Genomic DNA, 17716 nt, shown 5'->3' with positions numbered 1-17716 from the left:
GCGGCCTTCTTGGTCACCCGGCGATATCGCGAATGGCGATCTCGCTCATGATGCGTTCCAGCACCTGGTCGATGGATAATTCCGTGGAATCCAGCTGTATGGCGTCAGCCGCCGGTTTGAGCGGGGCTACCGCTCGCTGGGTGTCACGCTCATCGCGTGCACGTATCTCATCTAGCAGACTCGACAGACTAACACCATCGACTTTGCCCTTCAACTGCAAGTATCGACGGCGCGCACGCTCCTCGGCACTGGCGGTAAGGAAAATCTTCAACGGGGCATCCGGAAAAACCACCGTACCCATGTCGCGACCGTCGGCCACCAGGCCCGGCGCTTCCTGGAATGCACGCTGGCGCTGCAGCAGCGCCTCGCGCACTGCGGGCAACGCCGCGACTTGCGAGGCGCCGGAGCCGATGCTTTCGGTGCGAATCACATCGCTGACTTCATCGCCCTCGAGAATGATGCGCTGCAACTGACCGTCGGTCGCCGCGATGAACTGCACATCCAGATGAGCGGCAAGTTTTTTCAGCAATTCTTCATTGGTGAGGTCGACACCGTGATTATGCGCAGCGAAGGCCAGCAACCGATAAAGCGCACCGGAATCCAGCAGGTTCCAGCCCAGACGCTTGGCCAGAATGCCAGCTACCGTGCCCTTGCCGGAGCCGCTTGGCCCATCGATGGTGATGACCGGTGCGATGTTTTTCACGACTGAGCCTCTTGTGCAACACGGATACCGACCTGCGCGCACAGCGCCAGGAAGTTCGGGAACGACGTTGCGACGTTGGCACAGTCATGGATGCGAATTGGCGCAGTGGCACGCAGCGATGCCACGCTGAAAGCCATGGCAATCCGGTGATCGCCGTGACCATGCACTTCGCCGCCGCCGATCAGGCCGCCGTCGATGATGATGCCGTCCGGGGTCGGTTCGCATTTGACGCCCAGTGCCAGCAAGCCATCGGCCATGACCTGGATCCGGTCCGATTCCTTGACGCGCAATTCTTCGGCGCCACGCAGGATGGTGCGCCCTTCGGCACAGGCCGCTGCCACGAACAGCACCGGGAATTCGTCGATGGCCAATGGAACCAGCGCTTCGGGAATCTCGATACCTTTGAGTTTAGCTGCACGCACGCGCAGGTCCGCTACGGGTTCGCCGCCGACTTCACGCTGGTTTTCCAGGGTGATGTCAGCGCCCATCAGACGCAGAATGTCGATCACGCCGGTACGGGTCGGGTTGATGCCGACATGCTCGAGCACCAGTTCGGAACCTTCGGCAATGGACGCCGCCACCAGGAAGAACGCCGACGACGAAATATCGCCCGGCACTTCAATGTGGGTCGCGGTCAGCTTGTGCCCGGATTCGACCGACGCCGTAGCGCCGTTGACGCTGACCGGGTAGCCGAAGCCGCGCAGCATGCGCTCGGTGTGGTCGCGCGTCGGTGCAGGCTCGGTGACGGTGGTTTTGCCATCAGCGTACAGGCCGGCCAACAGCAGGCAGGATTTAACCTGGGCACTGGCCATCGGCATGGTGTAGGTCAGGCCTTTGAGCTTGTTACCGCCACGAATGATCATCGGTGGACGACCTTCAGCGGCGGTCTCGATCACGGCGCCCATTTCACGCAGCGGATTGGCCACGCGATTCATCGGACGCTTGGACAGCGAGGCATCACCGGTCAAGGTGCTGTCGAAGTTCTGCGCAGCCAGCAGGCCGGACAGCAGACGCATCGAAGTGCCGGAGTTGCCCAGATAGATCGGGCCCGGCGCAGGCTTCAGGCCATGCAGGCCGACGCCGTGGATGGTCACGCGACCGTGGTGCGGACCTTCGATCACGACACCCATGTCGCGGAAGGCCTGCAAGGTCGCCAGAGCGTCTTCGCCCTCGAGGAAGCCTTCGACTTCGGTGACGCCTTCGGCCAGGGAGCCGAGCATGATCGAACGGTGGGAAATCGATTTATCGCCCGGTACACGAATCCGCCCAGTCAGGCGGCCACCAGGTTGTCCCAGGAAAATCAGGTCGTTGGAGTTCATAGCGTCCACATAAGCCCGGCGAGCCAGGATTTTACTGAAATGTTCGCGGGCAACCCGGGCGCGCGTGAACACGCCCAACAATTGGTGCCCATCCCCTGCATCGACCGCGTCGCGCAAGGCGTCGAGGTCGCTGCGAAATGTATCAAGCGTGCGCAGGACAGCTTCGCGGTTGGCGAGGAAGATGTCGTGCCACATGACCGGGTCACTTCCCGCGATTCTTGTGAAATCGCGGAAACCGCCGGCAGCGTAACGGAAGATCTCAAGGTTTTCATTGCGCTTGGCCAACGAATCGACCAAACCGAACGCCAGCAAGTGCGGCAAATGGCTGGTCGCCGCCAACACTTCGTCGTGACGCTCGACCTGCATGTGCTCGACATCGGCGCCCAGCTCACGCCACAACCGGTCGACCACGGCCAGCGCCGCCGGATCGGTTTGGTCCAGCGGCGTCAGAATCACTTTATGACGACGGAACAGTTCGGCATTGGAGGCTTCCACCCCGCTCTGCTCGGAACCGGCAATCGGATGGCCCGGCACGAAACGCGCCGGCATGCCGCCAAACGCTTCAGTCGCGGCGCGCACGACGTTGCCCTTGGCACTGCCGACATCCGTCAGGATCGCTTGCCCAAGGTCCATGCCGGCCAACCGGCCGAGCATCTTTTCCATGGCCAGGATCGGCACCGCGAGTTGAATCACGTCGGCGCCCTGGCAGGCAACGGCCAGGTCTTCTTCGCAGCGATCCACCACGCCCAACTCGACCGCGAGCTTGCGCGACTGCGGATCGAGATCGACGCCCACCACTTCGCGGCACAGGCCGCTTTCACGCAGTCCCTTGGCAAACGAACCGCCGATCAACCCGAGACCGACCACCACCAGGCGACCGATCATAGGTTCAGCAGATTGCAGAGCAGTGACATCAACCACGAGCCAGAACCTTGGTCAGCGCCTCAAGGAAGCGGCTGTTTTCCGCCGGCAGGCCGATGGTGATGCGCAAGTGGTTCGGCATGCCGTAGTTGGCCACCGGACGCACGATCACGCCTTCGCGCAGCAAACCCTGGAAGACCGGCAAGGCAACACGGCCGAGATCGACGCAGATGAAGTTGCCCTTGGACGGGATCCAGCTCAGCCCCAGCTCACGGAAACCCGCTTCCAGCTGCAGCATGCCGGCTTCGTTCAGGCGGCGACTTTCAGCCAGGTACTCGGCGTCTTGCAGCGCAGCGCACGCAGCGGCCAGGGCCAGGCTGTTGACGTTGAACGGCTGGCGCACGCGGTTCAGCACGTCAGCAACCACCGCCGTAGACAAGCCGTAACCAACGCGCAACGCCGCCAGGCCGTAGGCCTTGGAGAAGGTGCGCGAAACCAGCAGGTTCGGGTACGCCGCCAGGAAGTCCAGACCATCCGGCAAGTCGCTGCCTTCGGCGTATTCGATGTAGGCCTCATCCAGCACCACCAGCACGTGCTCTGGCACATCCTGCAGGAACTCGTCCAGCGCTTCGGCGCCAAACCAGGTCCCGGTCGGGTTGTTCGGGTTGGCGATGAAGACCACACGGGTATCGGCATCGATCGCGGCCAGCATGGCCGACAGATCATGGCCCCAGTCTTTGGCCGGGATCACTTTGGCCGTCGCACCGACGGCCTGGGTGACGATCGGATAGACCGCGAACGCATGCTCACTGAACACCGCATTCAGGCCCGGCGCCAGATAGGCACGCGCGACCAGTTCCAGGATGTCGTTGGAACCGTTGCCCAGCGTCACCTGATTCAGTTCGACGCGGCACTGATCGGCCAGCAGGGTCTTGAGCGCAAAACCGTTGCCATCCGGATAACGGGTCAGCTCGGCCAATTCTTCGCGAATGGCCGCCAAAGCCTTTGGACTGGCGCCCAACGGGTTTTCGTTGCTCGCCAGTTTGACGATGCTGGCCGGATCGATGTCCAGCTCGCGTGCCAGTTCGTCCACGGGTTTGCCCGGAACGTAAGGCGACAGTTGTTGCACGCCCGGCTGTGCCAGAGCGAGGAAGTTGCCACTCATTTGCTACCCCTTAGAGAACGGCTTTCGGGTAGGAACCCAACACTTTAAGTGCCACTGCTTCCTGACTGATCTTTTCCAGCACACCTTTTACCAGCGGATCGCGGTGATGGCCGACGAAGTCGATGAAGAACACATAGGTCCATTTACCGCTACGCGAAGGACGTGTCTCGATGCGTGTCAGGTCGATGCCATTGTCGTGGAACGGCACCAGCAACTCGTGAAGCGCGCCCGGCTTGTTGCTCATGGAGACGATGATCGACGTCTTGTCGTCGCCGGTTGGCGGCACTTCCTGGCTGCCGATCATCAGGAATCGCGTGGAGTTGTCCGGGCGATCCTCGATTTTCTCGGCCAGACGGGTCAGCCCGTACAAGCCTGCGGCCATGTCGCCGGCAATCGCTGCCGAGTTCCACTCACCCTTGACCCGCTTCGCCGCTTCGGCGTTGCTGGAAACCGCGACGCGCTCGACGTTCGGGTAGTGTGCATCCAGCCACTTGCGGCACTGCGCCAGCGACTGGGCGTGGGAATAGATGCGGCTGATGCTGTCGGTCTTGGTGTTTTCACCGACCAACAGATGGTGGTGAATCCGCAACTCGACTTCGCCACAGATGACCATGTCGTGTTCGAGGAAGCTGTCGAGCGTGTGGTTGACCGCGCCCTCGGTGGAGTTTTCCACCGGGACCACGCCAAAGTTCACCGCACCGGCCGCCACTTCGCGGAACACTTCGTCGATGGCCGCCATCGGCTTGCTGATCACCGCGTGGCCGAAGTGCTTCATGGCCGCCGCTTGAGTGAAGGTGCCTTCAGGACCGAGGTAAGCCACTTTCAGCGGCTGCTCGAGGGCCAGGCACGAAGACATGATCTCGCGGAACAACCGCGCCATTTCTTCGTTGCCCAGCGGGCCCTGATTGCGCTCCATCACGCGCTTGAGCACCTGAGCTTCACGCTCAGGACGATAGAACACCGGCACTTCGCCTTCGGCCAGCGAGGCCATCTTTACTCGCGCAACTTCCTGGGCGCAGCGTGCGCGCTCACTGATCAGCTCCAGGACTTTTTCGTCCAGGGCATCAATGCGCAGGCGCAGTGCCTTGAGTTCTTGCTCAGACATTAGCCGTGTTCCTTCTCGAACTCTGCCATGTACGAAACCAGTGCGTTGACCGCAACGATATCGACGGCGTTATAGATGGAGGCGCGCATGCCGCCCACGGAACGGTGACCCTTGAGGTTCAGCAGGCCACGCTCGTCGGCACCGGCCAGGAATGGCTTGTCCAGGCGATCGTCAGCCAGGCGGAACGGCACGTTCATCCACGAACGATCGGACTTGTTGATCGGGTTGCTGTACAGGCCGCTGGCATCAATGAAGTCGTACAGCGTGCGCTGTTTCACTTCGTTGAGCTTGCCGATGGCTTCGACGCCGCCCTGCTCTTTCAGCCACTCGAACACCAGGCCAGACAGGTACCAGGCCAATGTTGGCGGGGTGTTGTACATCGAGCCGTTATCGGCCGCGACCTTGTAGTTGAGCATGGTCGGGCACAGGGAACGGGCGTGACCCAGCAGGTCTTCGCGAACGATGTTGACGACGATGCCGCTCGGGCCGATGTTTTTCTGGGCGCCAGCGTAGATCATGCCGAAACGCGAAACATCAATCGGGCGCGAGAGGATGTCCGAAGACATGTCGGCGACCAGCGGAACGTCACCGGTTTCCGGGACCCAGTTGAATTCCAGGCCACCAATGGTTTCGTTCGGCGCGTAGTGAACGTAGGCCGCGTCTTTCGACAGTTTCCATTCGTTCTGGCCGGGAATCGCGAAATAGTCGTAAGGCTTGGCGGTGGCGGCAACATTGACGTGACCGTAGCGCGACGCTTCTTCGATGGCTTTCTGCGACCAGATACCGGTGTCGATATAGTCGGCAGTGCCGCTTTCCGGCAACAGGTTCAGAGGGATCTGAGCAAACTGCTGGCTGGCGCCACCTTGCAGGAACAGCACTTTATAGTTCGAGGGGATATTCAGCAGATCACGCAGATCCTGCTCGGCCTTGTTAGCGATGGACACGAACTCATCACTGCGATGGCTCATTTCCATGACCGACAGACCCTTGCCGTGCCAATCAAGGAGTTCACCCTGGGCGCGCTGCAGGACAGCTTCGGGAAGTGCCGCAGGACCGGCACAGAAGTTATAGGCTCTCTTGCTCACATCCAATCTCGCTCTGATTTGGTGGTAATCACGCAATAAATCACAACATCAATCGACACAGGGTCCCTGCCGAAGCAGAAAACCTGTGGGAGCGAGCCTGCTCGCGAATGCATCACCGCGGTGCTTCAGAGGTACCGCGGCGCCTGCATCGCGAGCAGGCTCGCTCCCACATGGGATGTCCCTGGATATCGAAATTTTCCATTCGGACAAACAACAAGGGGGCGAATTTTCATCCGCCCCCTGTTTGTCCGCTTACTCTTGCGGTTCTTCGTCAGCGGCAGCATCGAGTTGCTGGTCTTCAACAACGTCGTCGATCACGACTTCGCCGTCGAACACCGCACCCTCTTCGCCTTCCAGCTCTTCGCCTTCGACTTCCGACGGCTCCTGCACCCGCTCCAGACCGACCAGCGTTTCATCGCTGGCCAGTTTGATCAGGGTCACGCCCTGGGTGTTACGACCCAGGCTGGAGACTTCGTCGACACGGGTACGAACCAACGTGCCCTGGTCGGAAATCAGCATGATCTCCTCGCCATCGAGCACCTGAACCGCGCCGACCAGACGGCCGTTGCGGTCGTTGCTGACCATGGCGATAACGCCCTGGCCGCCACGCTTGTACTCAGGGAACTCGGTGATCGCCGTACGCTTGCCGAAACCACGCGCCGAAGCGGTGAGGATCTGACTGCCTTCTTCCGGGATCAGCATGGAAATCAGCTTCTGGCCTTCCGGCAGACGCATACCGCGAACACCGCGAGCGGTACGGCCCATGGCACGAACGTCGGTTTCCTTGAAGCGAGTGACCTTGCCGCCGTCGGAGAACAGCATGACTTCGCGCTCGCCATCGGTAATGGCGGCAGAGATCAGTACGTCACCTTCGTCCAGCTCCAGCGCGATCAGGCCGACGCTGCGTTGACGGCTGAAGGATTCCAGCGGGGTCTTCTTCACGGTGCCTTTGGCGGTGGCCATGAAGATAAAGTGACCTTCGGTGTATTCCTCGACCGGCAGCATGGTGGTGATGTATTCATCACTGTCCAGCGGCAGCAGGTTGACCAGCGGACGACCACGGGCAGCGCGGGATGCTTCCGGGATTTCGTAGGTTTTCAGCCAGTACACCTTGCCCTTGCTGGAGAACAGCAGCAGCGTGGTGTGGCTGTTGGCGACCAGCAGGTGAGCGATGTAGTCCTCATCCTTGACGCCGGTCGCCGATTTGCCTTTACCGCCACGACGCTGGGCCTGGTACGCAGCCAATGGCTGGGTCTTGGCGTAGCCACCGTGGGAAATGGTCACGACGCGATCTTCTTCCGGGATCATGTCACCCAGGGTCAGGTCGAGACGGGCATCGAGAATCTCGGTGCGGCGCACGTCGCCGTATTCGGCGCGGATTACTTCCAGCTCTTCGCGGATCACTTCCATCAGGCGCGTGGCGCTGTTGAGGATGCGGATCAGCTCGCCGATCTGGTTGAGGATCTCTTGATACTCGGCCAGCAGTTTTTCGTGTTCCAGACCGGTCAGGCGATGCAGACGCAGTTCCAGAATGGCTTGCGCCTGTTCCGGCGAAAGGAAGTACTTGCCTTCACGCAGACCGTATTGCGGATCCAGGGTCTCTGGACGGCAAGAGTCGGCACCGGCACGTTCAACCATCGCCACCACGGCAGAGGATTCCCAAGGCGTGCTGATCAGCGCTTCCTTGGCTTCCGACGGCGTTGGCGAGGCCTTGATCAGCGCAATGACCGGGTCGATGTTCGACAGGGCAACCGCCTGGCCTTCCAGAATGTGGCCACGTTCGCGCGCTTTACGCAGCTCGAACACGGTGCGACGGGTAACGACTTCGCGACGGTGACGAACGAAGGCTTCCAGCAGGTCCTTGAGGTTCAGGATCCGCGGACGGCCGTCGATCAGCGCAACGATGTTGATACCGAATACCGCTTGCAGCTGGGTCTGGGCGTAGAGGTTGTTGAGGATCACCTCAGGCACTTCGCCGCGACGCAGCTCGATCACAACGCGCATACCGTCCTTGTCGGACTCGTCGCGCAGTTCGGTGATGCCTTCGAGCTTCTTCTCTTTAACCAGCTCGGCGATCTTCTCGATCAGACGGGCCTTGTTCAGCTGGTAAGGGAGTTCGGTGATGACGATCTGCTGGCGGCCACCGACCTTGTCGATGTCTTCGATGATCGAGCGGGCGCGCATGTAAATGCGGCCGCGACCGGTGCGGTAGGCTTCGATGATGCCGGCGCGACCGTTGATGATCGCGGCGGTCGGGAAGTCCGGACCGGGGATGTATTGCATCAGCTCATCGATGGTCAACTCAGGGTTGTCGATGAGCGCCAGGCAACCGTCGATGACTTCACCGAGGTTGTGCGGCGGGATGTTGGTCGCCATGCCCACGGCGATACCGCTGGAGCCGTTGACCAGCAGGTTGGGAATACGGGTCGGCATGACCGCCGGGATCATTTCGGTGCCGTCGTAGTTCGGCACCCAGTCCACGGTTTCTTTATGCAGGTCAGCCAGCAGCTCGTGCGCCAGCTTGGTCATGCGCACTTCGGTGTATCGCATGGCCGCGGCGTTGTCGCCGTCCACCGAACCGAAGTTGCCCTGACCGTCTACCAGCAGGTAGCGCAGCGAGAATGGCTGCGCCATCCGAACGATGGTGTCGTACACCGCGGTATCACCGTGCGGGTGATACTTACCGATCACGTCACCGACAACACGGGCAGATTTCTTGTACGGCTTGTTGAAGTCGTTGCCCAGCTCGCTCATCGCGAACAGCACGCGCCGGTGCACGGGCTTCAAGCCATCGCGCGCATCCGGCAGTGCCCGCCCGACAATTACGCTCATTGCGTAGTCGAGGTAGGACTGCTTCAGCTCGTCTTCGATATTGACCGGGAGGATTTCTTTGGCCAGTTCGCCCATGAGAAGCTCGATTCCTTTTTCTGGTGAAACCTCGTCACATCCATATGGGACGAACGAAGCTCGCCGCTGCAGGCTGAGTGCCATGCACCGACTTACGACAAATCAACGAGTTATGCCATGGATTTGCGCAGTAAAGACAACCCCGTGGGACTGCCTCGGAAAACGCCGGATGTTATCACAAGAGCCGCCACGCACCTATCCCCCAGATGCGCATGGAGTGTAGTTAGTTGACTGATGGCAGGCTTGAAGGAGACGAGAGGGGCTTAGAGCTGCTGCGAATGCAGAATCCGGGGCTGAATTACAGATGTTTATTGACTTTCAGACCCTAATCGCCAGCAGGCTGGCTCCCACATTTGATCCGTGTCGATCACAAACCCTGTGGGAGCCAGCCTGCTGGCGATGGCGTCCTTTCGAACGCCACGGCCAATCAATGCAACCGCTTGCGGCACATCAACTGCGCCATTTTCGCGGTATCCGGGCGTTCGACGATGCCTTTTTCCGTGACGATCGCGTCAATCAAGTCCGCCGGGGTGACGTCGAATACCGGATTGAACGCATCCACATCCGCCCCGACCCGCTTGCCGCCGACTTCCAGCAACTCGCGCCCGTCTCGCTCTTCAATCGGAATGTCATCGCCGCTGGCCAGGTTCATGTCGATGGTCGAACTCGGCGCCACCACCATGAAACGCACGCCGTGGTGCATGGCGTTGACCGCCAGCTGATAAGTGCCGATCTTGTTGGCCACGTCGCCGTTGGCGGTGATCCGGTCGGCACCGACGATGACCCAGGTGATGCCTTTGGTCTTCATGATGTGGGCCGCGGCGGAGTCGGCATTGAGGGTCACGGGGATGCCTTCGTTGGCCAGCTCCCACGCCGTCAGTCGCGAACCTTGCAGCCATGGACGGGTTTCGTCGGCATAAACGCGCTCGACCATGCCTTCGATGAACGCCCCGCGAATGACACCCAAAGCCGTACCAAAGCCGCCAGTGGCCAGTGCGCCAGTGTTGCAGTGGGTCAGGATCGCCTGGGCGTTGCCCTGGTGCTTGCGGATCAAGTCCACACCCAGTTGCGCCATGGTCAGATTGGCTTCGCGATCACTTTCATGAATGGCGATGGCTTCCGCCTCCAGCGCCGCGAGAGGGTCGGCATCGCCCTTGATACGATCAAGGCGGTCACGCATGCGACTCAAGGCCCAGAACAGGTTCACCGCCGTTGGACGGGAATCGGCCAGTAACGCGTAATCCTCTTCCCATGCAGCCTGCCAGTCACCGCCCTCGAGAATTCGGGCACGGGCTGAAAGCACCATGGCATAGGCGGCACTGATGCCAATCGCCGGCGCGCCGCGCACCACCATCGAACGAATAGCCTCGGCCACGCCAGCCGCGCTGGTGTAGGCAATCCAGGTTTCCTCGAACGGCAAAATACGCTGATCCAGCAGGTACAGGGCGCCATCACGCCAATCGATGGCCTTCACCTTCTCCGCAGCCAACAGTCGATCGCGCATCCTTCACCCCGCACTCATGAACAAAAGCCGCCGATTATAGCGATCCCCCCGCGAAGACGCTCGGGTATACTTCGCCATCCTTTACAAAAGCACTGGAACCGACCCTCGATGCCGAACACTGCCGCTGCGCTCGACCTGTTATTGCTGCCGACCTGGCTGGTACCCGTCGAACCCGCTGGCGTTGTCCTCAAAGAGCATGGCCTGGGCATCCGCGACGGGCGCATCGTGTTTATCGGCCCGCGGTCCGCCGCGCTGAAGCTTAACGCAACCGAAGTCCGCGAACTGCCGGGCATGTTGCTCAGCCCCGGCCTGATCAATGCTCACGGGCACGCGGCGATGACACTGTTCCGCGGCCTGGCCGATGACCTGCCGCTGATGACCTGGCTGGAAAACCACATCTGGCCCGCCGAAGCCAAATGGGTCGATGAGGCTTTTGTACGCGATGGCACCGACATTGCCATCGCCGAACAGATAAAAGGTGGCATTACCTGCTTCTCTGACATGTATTTCTTCCCGAAGGTTGCCAGCGAACGAGTGCATAACAGCGGCATACGCGCACAAATCGCGATTCCGATCCTCGATTTCCCGATCCCGGGCGCCGGCACGGCGGATGACGCCATTCGTCAGGGCGTCGAACTGTTCAACGATCTCAAGCACCACGAGCGCATCAAAGTCACCTTCGGCCCCCACGCGCCCTACACCTTGGGCGACGAAACCCTGGAGAAAATCCGGGTGATCGCCGAAGAACTGGACGCGCCGATTCACATGCACGTCCACGAAACTGCGTTCGAAGTACAGCAAGCCGTCGAGCAGCGTGGCGAGCGGCCATTGGCCCGACTGGCACGCCTGGGCCTGCTGGGGCCGCGCTTCCAGGCCGTTCACATGACGCAGATCAGCGATGAAGACCTGGTGATGCTGGTAGAAAGCAACACCAATGTGATTCATTGCCCGGAGTCGAACCTGAAGCTGGCCAGCGGTTTCTGCCCGGTAGAACGTTTGTGGCAGGCTGGCGTCAATGTGGCTGTCGGCACCGACGGTGCGGCCAGCAACAACGACCTCGACCTGCTCGGCGAAACCCGCACCGCCGCGTTGCTGGCCAAAGCCGTCGCTGGTTCGGCCACCGCGCTGGACGCTCATCGCGCGCTGCGCATGGCCACGCTGAACGGCGCACGCGCCATGGGCATCGAGGCCGACGTCGGCTCGCTGGAAGTCGGCAAAGCGGCGGACATCGTCGCGTTCGACCTCTCGGGCCTGGCGCAGCAACCGGTCTACGACCCGGTTTCGCAGCTTATATATGCCACCGGTCGCGACTGCGTGAAACACCTGTGGGTGGGTGGCAAGCAATTGCTCGATGACCGTCGCCTGACCCGCCTGGATGAAGAACAGCTGTGCGCCACCGCCAAGGCCTGGGGCCAGCGCATCAGCGGCCACACCGAATTGTAAGCACCCCGGACTCACCGCCGGGGCAACAGGATTTTTCAAGTTTTAGAGGATGAACCATGAGTAACGTCGACTACGCCGAAATCGCCAAATTCGAAGCCCTGGCCCATCGCTGGTGGGACCGCGAAAGCGAGTTCAAACCGCTGCACGACATCAACCCGCTGCGGGTCAACTGGATTGACGAACGGGTCAATCTGGCCGGCAAGAAGGTTCTCGACATCGGCTGCGGCGGCGGCATCCTCAGCGAAGCCATGGCGCAACGCGGTGCGACCGTGATGGGCATCGACATGGGCGAAGCGCCGCTGGCCGTCGCTCAACTGCACCAGCTTGAGTCGGGCGTGAACGTCGAATACCGGCAGATCACCGCCGAAGCCCTGGCTGAAGAAATGCCGGAACAGTTCGACGTGGTCACGTGCCTGGAAATGCTTGAGCACGTACCGGATCCGTCCTCGGTGATCCGCGCCTGCTTCAAAATGGTCAAGCCGGGTGGCCAGGTGTTCCTCTCCACGATCAACCGCAACCCGAAGGCGTACCTGTTCGCCATCGTCGGCGCCGAATACATCATGAAGCTGCTGCCGCGCGGCACGCATGACTTCAAGAAATTCATCCGCCCTTCCGAGCTGGGTGCCTGGAGCCGCATGGCGGGCCTGACCGTCAAGGACATCATCGGCCTGACGTACAACCCGCTGACCAAGCACTACAAACTGGCGGCCGACGTGGACGTCAACTACATGATCCAGACCCTGCGCGAGGAATAAGTCGATGCGTATCAGAGCAGTCCTTTTTGACATGGACGGCACGCTGCTCGACACCGCGCCGGACTTCATTGCGATCTGTCAGGCAATGCGCGCCGACCGCGGCTTGCCGCCGATGAACGACAAGCACATCCGCGACGAGATCTCCGGCGGCGCCAAGGCGATGGTCGCGGTGACGTTCAGCATGGACCCGGAATCGCCAGGCTTTGAAGAGCTGCGCCTGGAGTTCCTGGAGCGTTACCTCGTGGGCTGCGCGGTGCACAGCAAGCTGTTCGACGGCATGGGCGAGTTGCTGGCCGACATCGAGAAAGCCAACCTGATCTGGGGCGTGGTCACCAACAAGCCTCTGCGGTTTGCCGAGCCGATCATGCAGCAGCTCGGGCTGGCCGAGCGTTCGGCGCTGCTGATTTGCCCGGATCACGTGAAGAACAGCAAACCGGACCCGGAGCCGTTGATCCTCGCGTGCAAGATGCTCGACCTCGATCCGGCCAGCGTGCTGTTTGTAGGTGATGACCTGCGCGATATCGAATCCGGTCGTGACGCCGGCACCAAGACCGCCGCCGTGACCTTTGGCTACATTCACCCGGACGATAACCCGCGGCATTGGGGTGCGGATGTGGTGGTCGATCATCCGCTGGAGTTGCGCAAGGTACTTGATAGCGCTCTGTGTAGTTGTTAAGCCGCTTTTGCAGGAGCACGGCTTCCTACAGGTTTGTGCATTACTCATGTGGGAGCGAGCCTGCTCGCGATAGCGGCGGCTCAGTCGCCATCGATGTTGCCTGCGATACCGCCATCGCGAGCAGGCTCGCTCCCACAGGGATAGCGCTTGTCCGGAAAAAATTTTGTTGAGGTTTCTTTATGTTTGATTATTCCGCCCGCCCTGAATTGCTCAAGGACCGGGTCATCCTGGTCACCGGCGCTGGTCGTGGTATCGGCGCCGCTGCCGCGAAAACCTACGCCGCCCACGGTGCCACCGTGCTGTTGCTGGGCAAGACCGAAGCCAACCTGACTCAGGTCTACGACGAAATCGAGGCCGCCGGTCATCCACAACCGGCGGTGATCCCGTTCAACCTGGAAACCGCCCTGCCCCATCAATACGATGAGTTGGCGGCGATGATCGAGACCGAATTCGGCCACCTCGACGGCTTGCTGCACAACGCCTCGATCATTGGTCCGCGCACGCCGATCGAACAGCTCTCCGGCGAGAACTTCATGCGTGTCATGCAAGTCAACGTCAACGCGATGTTCATGCTCACCAGCACCCTGTTGCCGCTGCTCAAACTGTCGCAGGACGCTTCGGTGGTGTTCACCTCCAGCAGCGTCGGCCGCAAGGGGCGTGCGTATTGGGGCGCTTATGGCGTCTCCAAGTTCGCCACCGAAGGTCTGATGCAAACCCTGGCCGACGAAGTCGACACCGTCGCACCGGTGCGCTCCAACAGCATCAACCCCGGCGCCACCCGCACCAGCATGCGCGCCCAGGCTTATCCCGGTGAAAATCCGCTGAACAACCCGACACCCGAGGAGATCATGCCGGTCTACCTCTACCTGATGGGCCCGGACAGCACCGGCATCAACGGCCAGGCATTCAACGCGCAGTAACACCGTGCGTCGCTTTTGTGCCGTGGCGAATTACCGTCACGGCACTTAAAAAGCCTCGCAACCGCACCTGTTTTTAGTCAAATAAATGTCATGAAACGGGCCAGACAAAGCCAAAAACATTTTCAAGACATTGATTTTAAACAGTTTTTATTCAAATGAACCGAATGGCATGACTTTCGCTCTATATCTGCTCAGACACGCCGAGTGAGTGAAAGCAGTCGGGCAGGCCTTCGAGTCGATAGGTTACTAATCTTCAGCAAAGCAGATTAGACTTGCGCCAAATGTCCTACGGGACTGATGGACCAGTATGACGCGCAGCCCAAAGCCGCTCTCACCCAGCCTGTAAGACAGCCTTACTGCTTAGGGGCGCACGCCATATGAAATCACCTTCCCAGACCAACGCAATTGACTTCGATAGCGCCAAATTGCAACGCCTGGGCTTTGGTCAGCAGCCCCCTCTTCTGGAGAGGCCGGTCAGCCTTGCGCAATTGCGCCAGCAACTGAGTTTGCAGCTGCAAACCAGTCTTGAGCCGCAACGCATTCTTGGGCTCTTCTACCGTGAAATTCAGCGTCTCGTACCGCTCGACGCCTTGAGCTACCAGCACAAGGCCAGCGACTTGCGCCTGGAATACGGCCAGCGCGGCCACCACTCGATCAGTTACACCCTCAGCCACGAAGGCGAGCAGCTGGGTGAACTGGTGTTCCGTCGCAATCAGCGTTTCAGTGAGCAGGAACTGGGCAACCTTGAGTCGCTGCTGTCCGCATTGCTGTACCCGATGCGCAACGCCCTGCTCTACCGCGCCGCCACTCAAAGCGCCTTGCGCGACCCTCTCACGGACACCGGCAACCGCATTGCCATGGACCAGACGCTGCAACGGGAAATCGACATGTCGCGTCGGCACCTGCAGCCCTTGTCGCTGTTGATGCTGGACATCGACCATTTCAAACAAATCAACGACACCCATGGCCACAGCGCTGGCGATGACGTGCTCAAGGGGGTCGCCGCCTCGATCAAAAGCCAGCTGCGCAACGTGGACATGGTGTTCCGCTTTGGTGGCGAGGAGTTTTTGATTCTGCTGTCCAACACCGGCCGGGAAGCCGCCGCCATGGTCGGCGAGCGCCTGCGACTCGCGGCGCAAGCCAAGGATTTTTCGGCTGATGGCAACCTGATCGAGCTGACCGTCAGTCTCGGCTGTTCGACCCTGTTGCCCGGCGAATCGGCCGAGAGCCTGTTGCGCCGGGCCGACAGCGCGCTTTATGTGGCCAAGCGCGAAGGACGCAACCGCTTGGCGATGGCGGGCTGACTCCCGCCAGCACGGGCTCGCGAAAGTAGCGGCCCGCATCGACAAGGGTCAGCGGACAGCGCCGCGCAACTCTCCGACCATCCCTTGCAGCTTCGCCGGCTCCGCCGCTTCTACCGCCACCGCCGGCCCCGCCACCAGAGTCACCCGCGACCACAATCGACGGAACAGACCCTTGTCGGGATCGCGACTGAAGAAACTCCCCCACAACCCCTGCAATGCCAGCGGAATCACCGGCACCGGCGTCTCTTCGAGAATCCGCGTCAACCCGCCCTTGAACTCGTTGATCTCGCCATCGGCGGTCAATTTTCCTTCAGGGAAGATGCACACCAGCTCACCGTCCTTCAGATATTGAGCAATACGCGTGAAGGCCCTTTCGTAAATCTGAATGTCTTCCTGACGCCCCGCGATCGGAATCGTCCCGGCCGTGCGGAAGATAAAGTTCAGCACCGGCAGGTTGTAGATCTTGTAATACATCACAAAGCGAATCGGCCGACGCACCGCGCCGCCAATCAGCAGCGCATCGACGAAAGACACGTGGTTGCACACCAGCAACGCCGCGCCTTCATCCGGAATCAGCTCCAGATTGCGATGCTCCACGCGGTACATGGAATGGCTGAGCAGCCAGATCATGAAACGCATGCTGAACTCGGGGACGATCTTGAAGATGTAGGCGTTGACGCCGATGTTCAGCAGCGACACCACCAGGAACAGGTGCGGGATCGACAGCTTTGCCAGGCTCAGCAGCACGATCGAGACAATCGCCGAGACCACCATGAACAGCGCGTTGAGAATATTGTTGGCGGCAATCACCCGCGCACGCTCGTTCTCCGGGGTGCGCGACTGGATCAGCGCGTACAGCGGCACGATGTAGAAACCACCGAAAACCCCAAGACCGAGAATGTCGATCAATACCAGCCAGGTGTGGCCAAAGCCGAGGATTTCGATCCAGCCATGGCCGTCGACACTCTCGGGAATTCCACCGGAATGCCACCACAGCAGCAATCCGAATACCGTCAGGCCAAACGAGCCGAACGGCACCAGACCGATCTCGACTTTGCGTCCGGACAGTCTTTCGCAGAGCAGCGAGCCGAGTGCGATACCCACCGAGAACACGGTAAGAATCAGCGTCACCACGGTTTCGTCGCCGTGCATCCATTCCTTGGCGTACGCCGGGATTTGCGTCAGGTAAATCGCCCCGACAAACCAGAACCACGAGTTGCCAACAATCGAGCGCGACACCGCCGGCGTTTGCCCCAGGCCCAGTTTCAAGGTAGCCCAGGATTGACTGAAGATGTTCCAGTTCAGACGCATTTCCGGCGATGAGGCCGCCGCCCGCGGAATGCTGCGACTGGCCAGGTAACCGAGCACGGCAATGCCGATGATCGCCGTGGACACGATGGGCGCGTAATGCGCAGAGGACATCATGATCCCGGCACCGATGGTCCCGGCGAGGATGGCCAGGAAGGTGCCCATTTCCACCAGACCGTTGCCGCCCACCAGCTCCTCTTCATGCAAGGCCTGGGGCAGGATCGAGTATTTCACCGGCCCGAACAGCGCCGAGTGCGTGCCCATGGCGAACAGCGCCAGCAGCATCAGCGACAGGTGATCGAAGACAAACCCCACCGCGCCGACCGCCATGATGGCGATTTCCCCGAGCTTGATCAGACGGATCAGCGCGTCCTTGGCGAACTTCTCGCCAAACTGCCCGGCCAACGCCGAAAACAGAAAGAACGGCAGGATGAACAGCAGCGCACACAAATTGACCCAGATCGAGCGATCCCCCTCGATGGTCAATTTGTACAGAATGGCGAGGATCAACGATTGCTTGAAGACGTTGTCGTTGAACGCCCCGAGGGACTGGGTCACGAAAAACGGCAGGAAGCGCCGGGTGCGAAGCAAGGTGAACTGTGAGGGGTGACTCATCTTCCGTGTGCCCTGATGTTGTTAGAGAGTGGCGTGGATACTGTGA

13 protein-coding genes are annotated in these 17716 nt (G+C 60.6%); 5 read left to right on the top strand and 8 right to left on the bottom strand.

Going from position 1 to position 17716, the window contains the following annotated elements; genetic code table 11:
* Positions 1-13 precede the first annotated feature (13 nt).
* From cmk to mtnA, 7 genes are all read right to left on the bottom strand, one after another.
* A complete protein-coding gene (gene cmk / locus IB245_RS01360; protein WP_008031791.1) occupies positions 14-703 on the bottom strand; it encodes a (d)CMP kinase in 690 nt (229 codons plus the stop codon).
* A complete protein-coding gene (locus tag IB245_RS01355) occupies positions 700-2907 on the bottom strand; it encodes a bifunctional prephenate dehydrogenase/3-phosphoshikimate 1-carboxyvinyltransferase (protein ID WP_230427588.1) in 2208 nt (735 codons plus the stop codon). Before IB245_RS01355 ends, cmk begins: the two co-directional genes overlap by 4 nt.
* 28 nt (positions 2908-2935) lie before the next feature.
* Positions 2936-4048 (bottom strand): histidinol-phosphate transaminase, encoded by a 1113-nt coding sequence (gene hisC, locus IB245_RS01350; RefSeq protein ID WP_008031795.1) that lies wholly within the window; start codon positions 4046-4048, stop codon positions 2936-2938.
* A 10-nt stretch (positions 4049-4058) separates the two neighbouring features.
* Positions 4059-5153 carry a prephenate dehydratase gene (gene pheA / locus IB245_RS01345; protein WP_007899727.1) on the bottom strand — a complete coding sequence of 365 codons (1095 nt, stop codon included), beginning with the start codon at positions 5151-5153 and terminating at the stop codon, positions 4059-4061.
* Positions 5153-6238, bottom strand: a complete 1086-nt coding sequence (gene serC / locus IB245_RS01340) for a 3-phosphoserine/phosphohydroxythreonine transaminase (protein WP_008042110.1) — start codon at positions 6236-6238, stop codon at positions 5153-5155. Before serC ends, pheA begins: the two co-directional genes overlap by 1 nt.
* Positions 6239-6490: 252 nt before the next feature.
* Positions 6491-9145, bottom strand: a complete 2655-nt coding sequence (gene gyrA, locus IB245_RS01335; protein WP_192226146.1) for a DNA gyrase subunit A — start codon at positions 9143-9145, stop codon at positions 6491-6493.
* Positions 9146-9572: 427 nt separating this feature from the next.
* Entirely contained in the window at positions 9573-10649 is a 1077-nt protein-coding gene (gene mtnA / locus IB245_RS01330; RefSeq protein ID WP_008031801.1) for an S-methyl-5-thioribose-1-phosphate isomerase, read from the bottom strand.
* Between the two features lie 108 nt (positions 10650-10757).
* Here mtnA and IB245_RS01325 point away from each other — a divergent pair, with 108 nt between their 5' ends.
* The 5 genes from IB245_RS01325 to IB245_RS01305 all read left to right on the top strand — a co-directional run bounded on the left by IB245_RS01325 (position 10758) and on the right by IB245_RS01305 (position 15747).
* Complete coding sequence (locus IB245_RS01325) at positions 10758-12092, top strand: TRZ/ATZ family hydrolase (protein WP_192226144.1); 1335 nt, start codon at positions 10758-10760, stop codon at positions 12090-12092.
* A gap of 56 nt (positions 12093-12148) precedes the next feature.
* Positions 12149-12847, top strand: a complete 699-nt coding sequence (gene ubiG / locus IB245_RS01320) for a bifunctional 2-polyprenyl-6-hydroxyphenol methylase/3-demethylubiquinol 3-O-methyltransferase UbiG (RefSeq protein ID WP_008031806.1) — start codon at positions 12149-12151, stop codon at positions 12845-12847.
* A 4-nt stretch (positions 12848-12851) separates the two neighbouring features.
* Positions 12852-13523 (top strand): N-acetylmuramic acid 6-phosphate phosphatase MupP, encoded by a 672-nt coding sequence (gene mupP, locus IB245_RS01315; RefSeq protein ID WP_008031808.1) that lies wholly within the window; start codon positions 12852-12854, stop codon positions 13521-13523.
* A gap of 179 nt (positions 13524-13702) precedes the next feature.
* On the top strand, positions 13703-14443 hold the full coding sequence (locus IB245_RS01310) for a YciK family oxidoreductase (protein WP_008031809.1): 741 nt from the start codon (positions 13703-13705) through the stop codon (positions 14441-14443).
* A gap of 377 nt (positions 14444-14820) precedes the next feature.
* Entirely contained in the window at positions 14821-15747 is a 927-nt protein-coding gene (locus IB245_RS01305; protein ID WP_008031811.1) for a GGDEF domain-containing protein, read from the top strand.
* A gap of 48 nt (positions 15748-15795) precedes the next feature.
* Here IB245_RS01305 and IB245_RS01300 read toward each other — a convergent pair whose 3' ends face one another.
* Entirely contained in the window at positions 15796-17670 is a 1875-nt protein-coding gene (locus IB245_RS01300; RefSeq protein ID WP_008031813.1) for an MFS transporter, read from the bottom strand.
* Positions 17671-17716 lie beyond the last annotated feature (46 nt).

It is taken from the genome of Pseudomonas sp. PDM02, assembly GCF_014852285.1.
GTDB classification, from domain to species: Bacteria; Pseudomonadota; Gammaproteobacteria; order Pseudomonadales; family Pseudomonadaceae; genus Aquipseudomonas; species Aquipseudomonas migulae.
The sequence above is the reverse complement of the archived record's forward strand: the minus strand, read 5'-3'. Positions and strand labels throughout refer to the sequence as shown.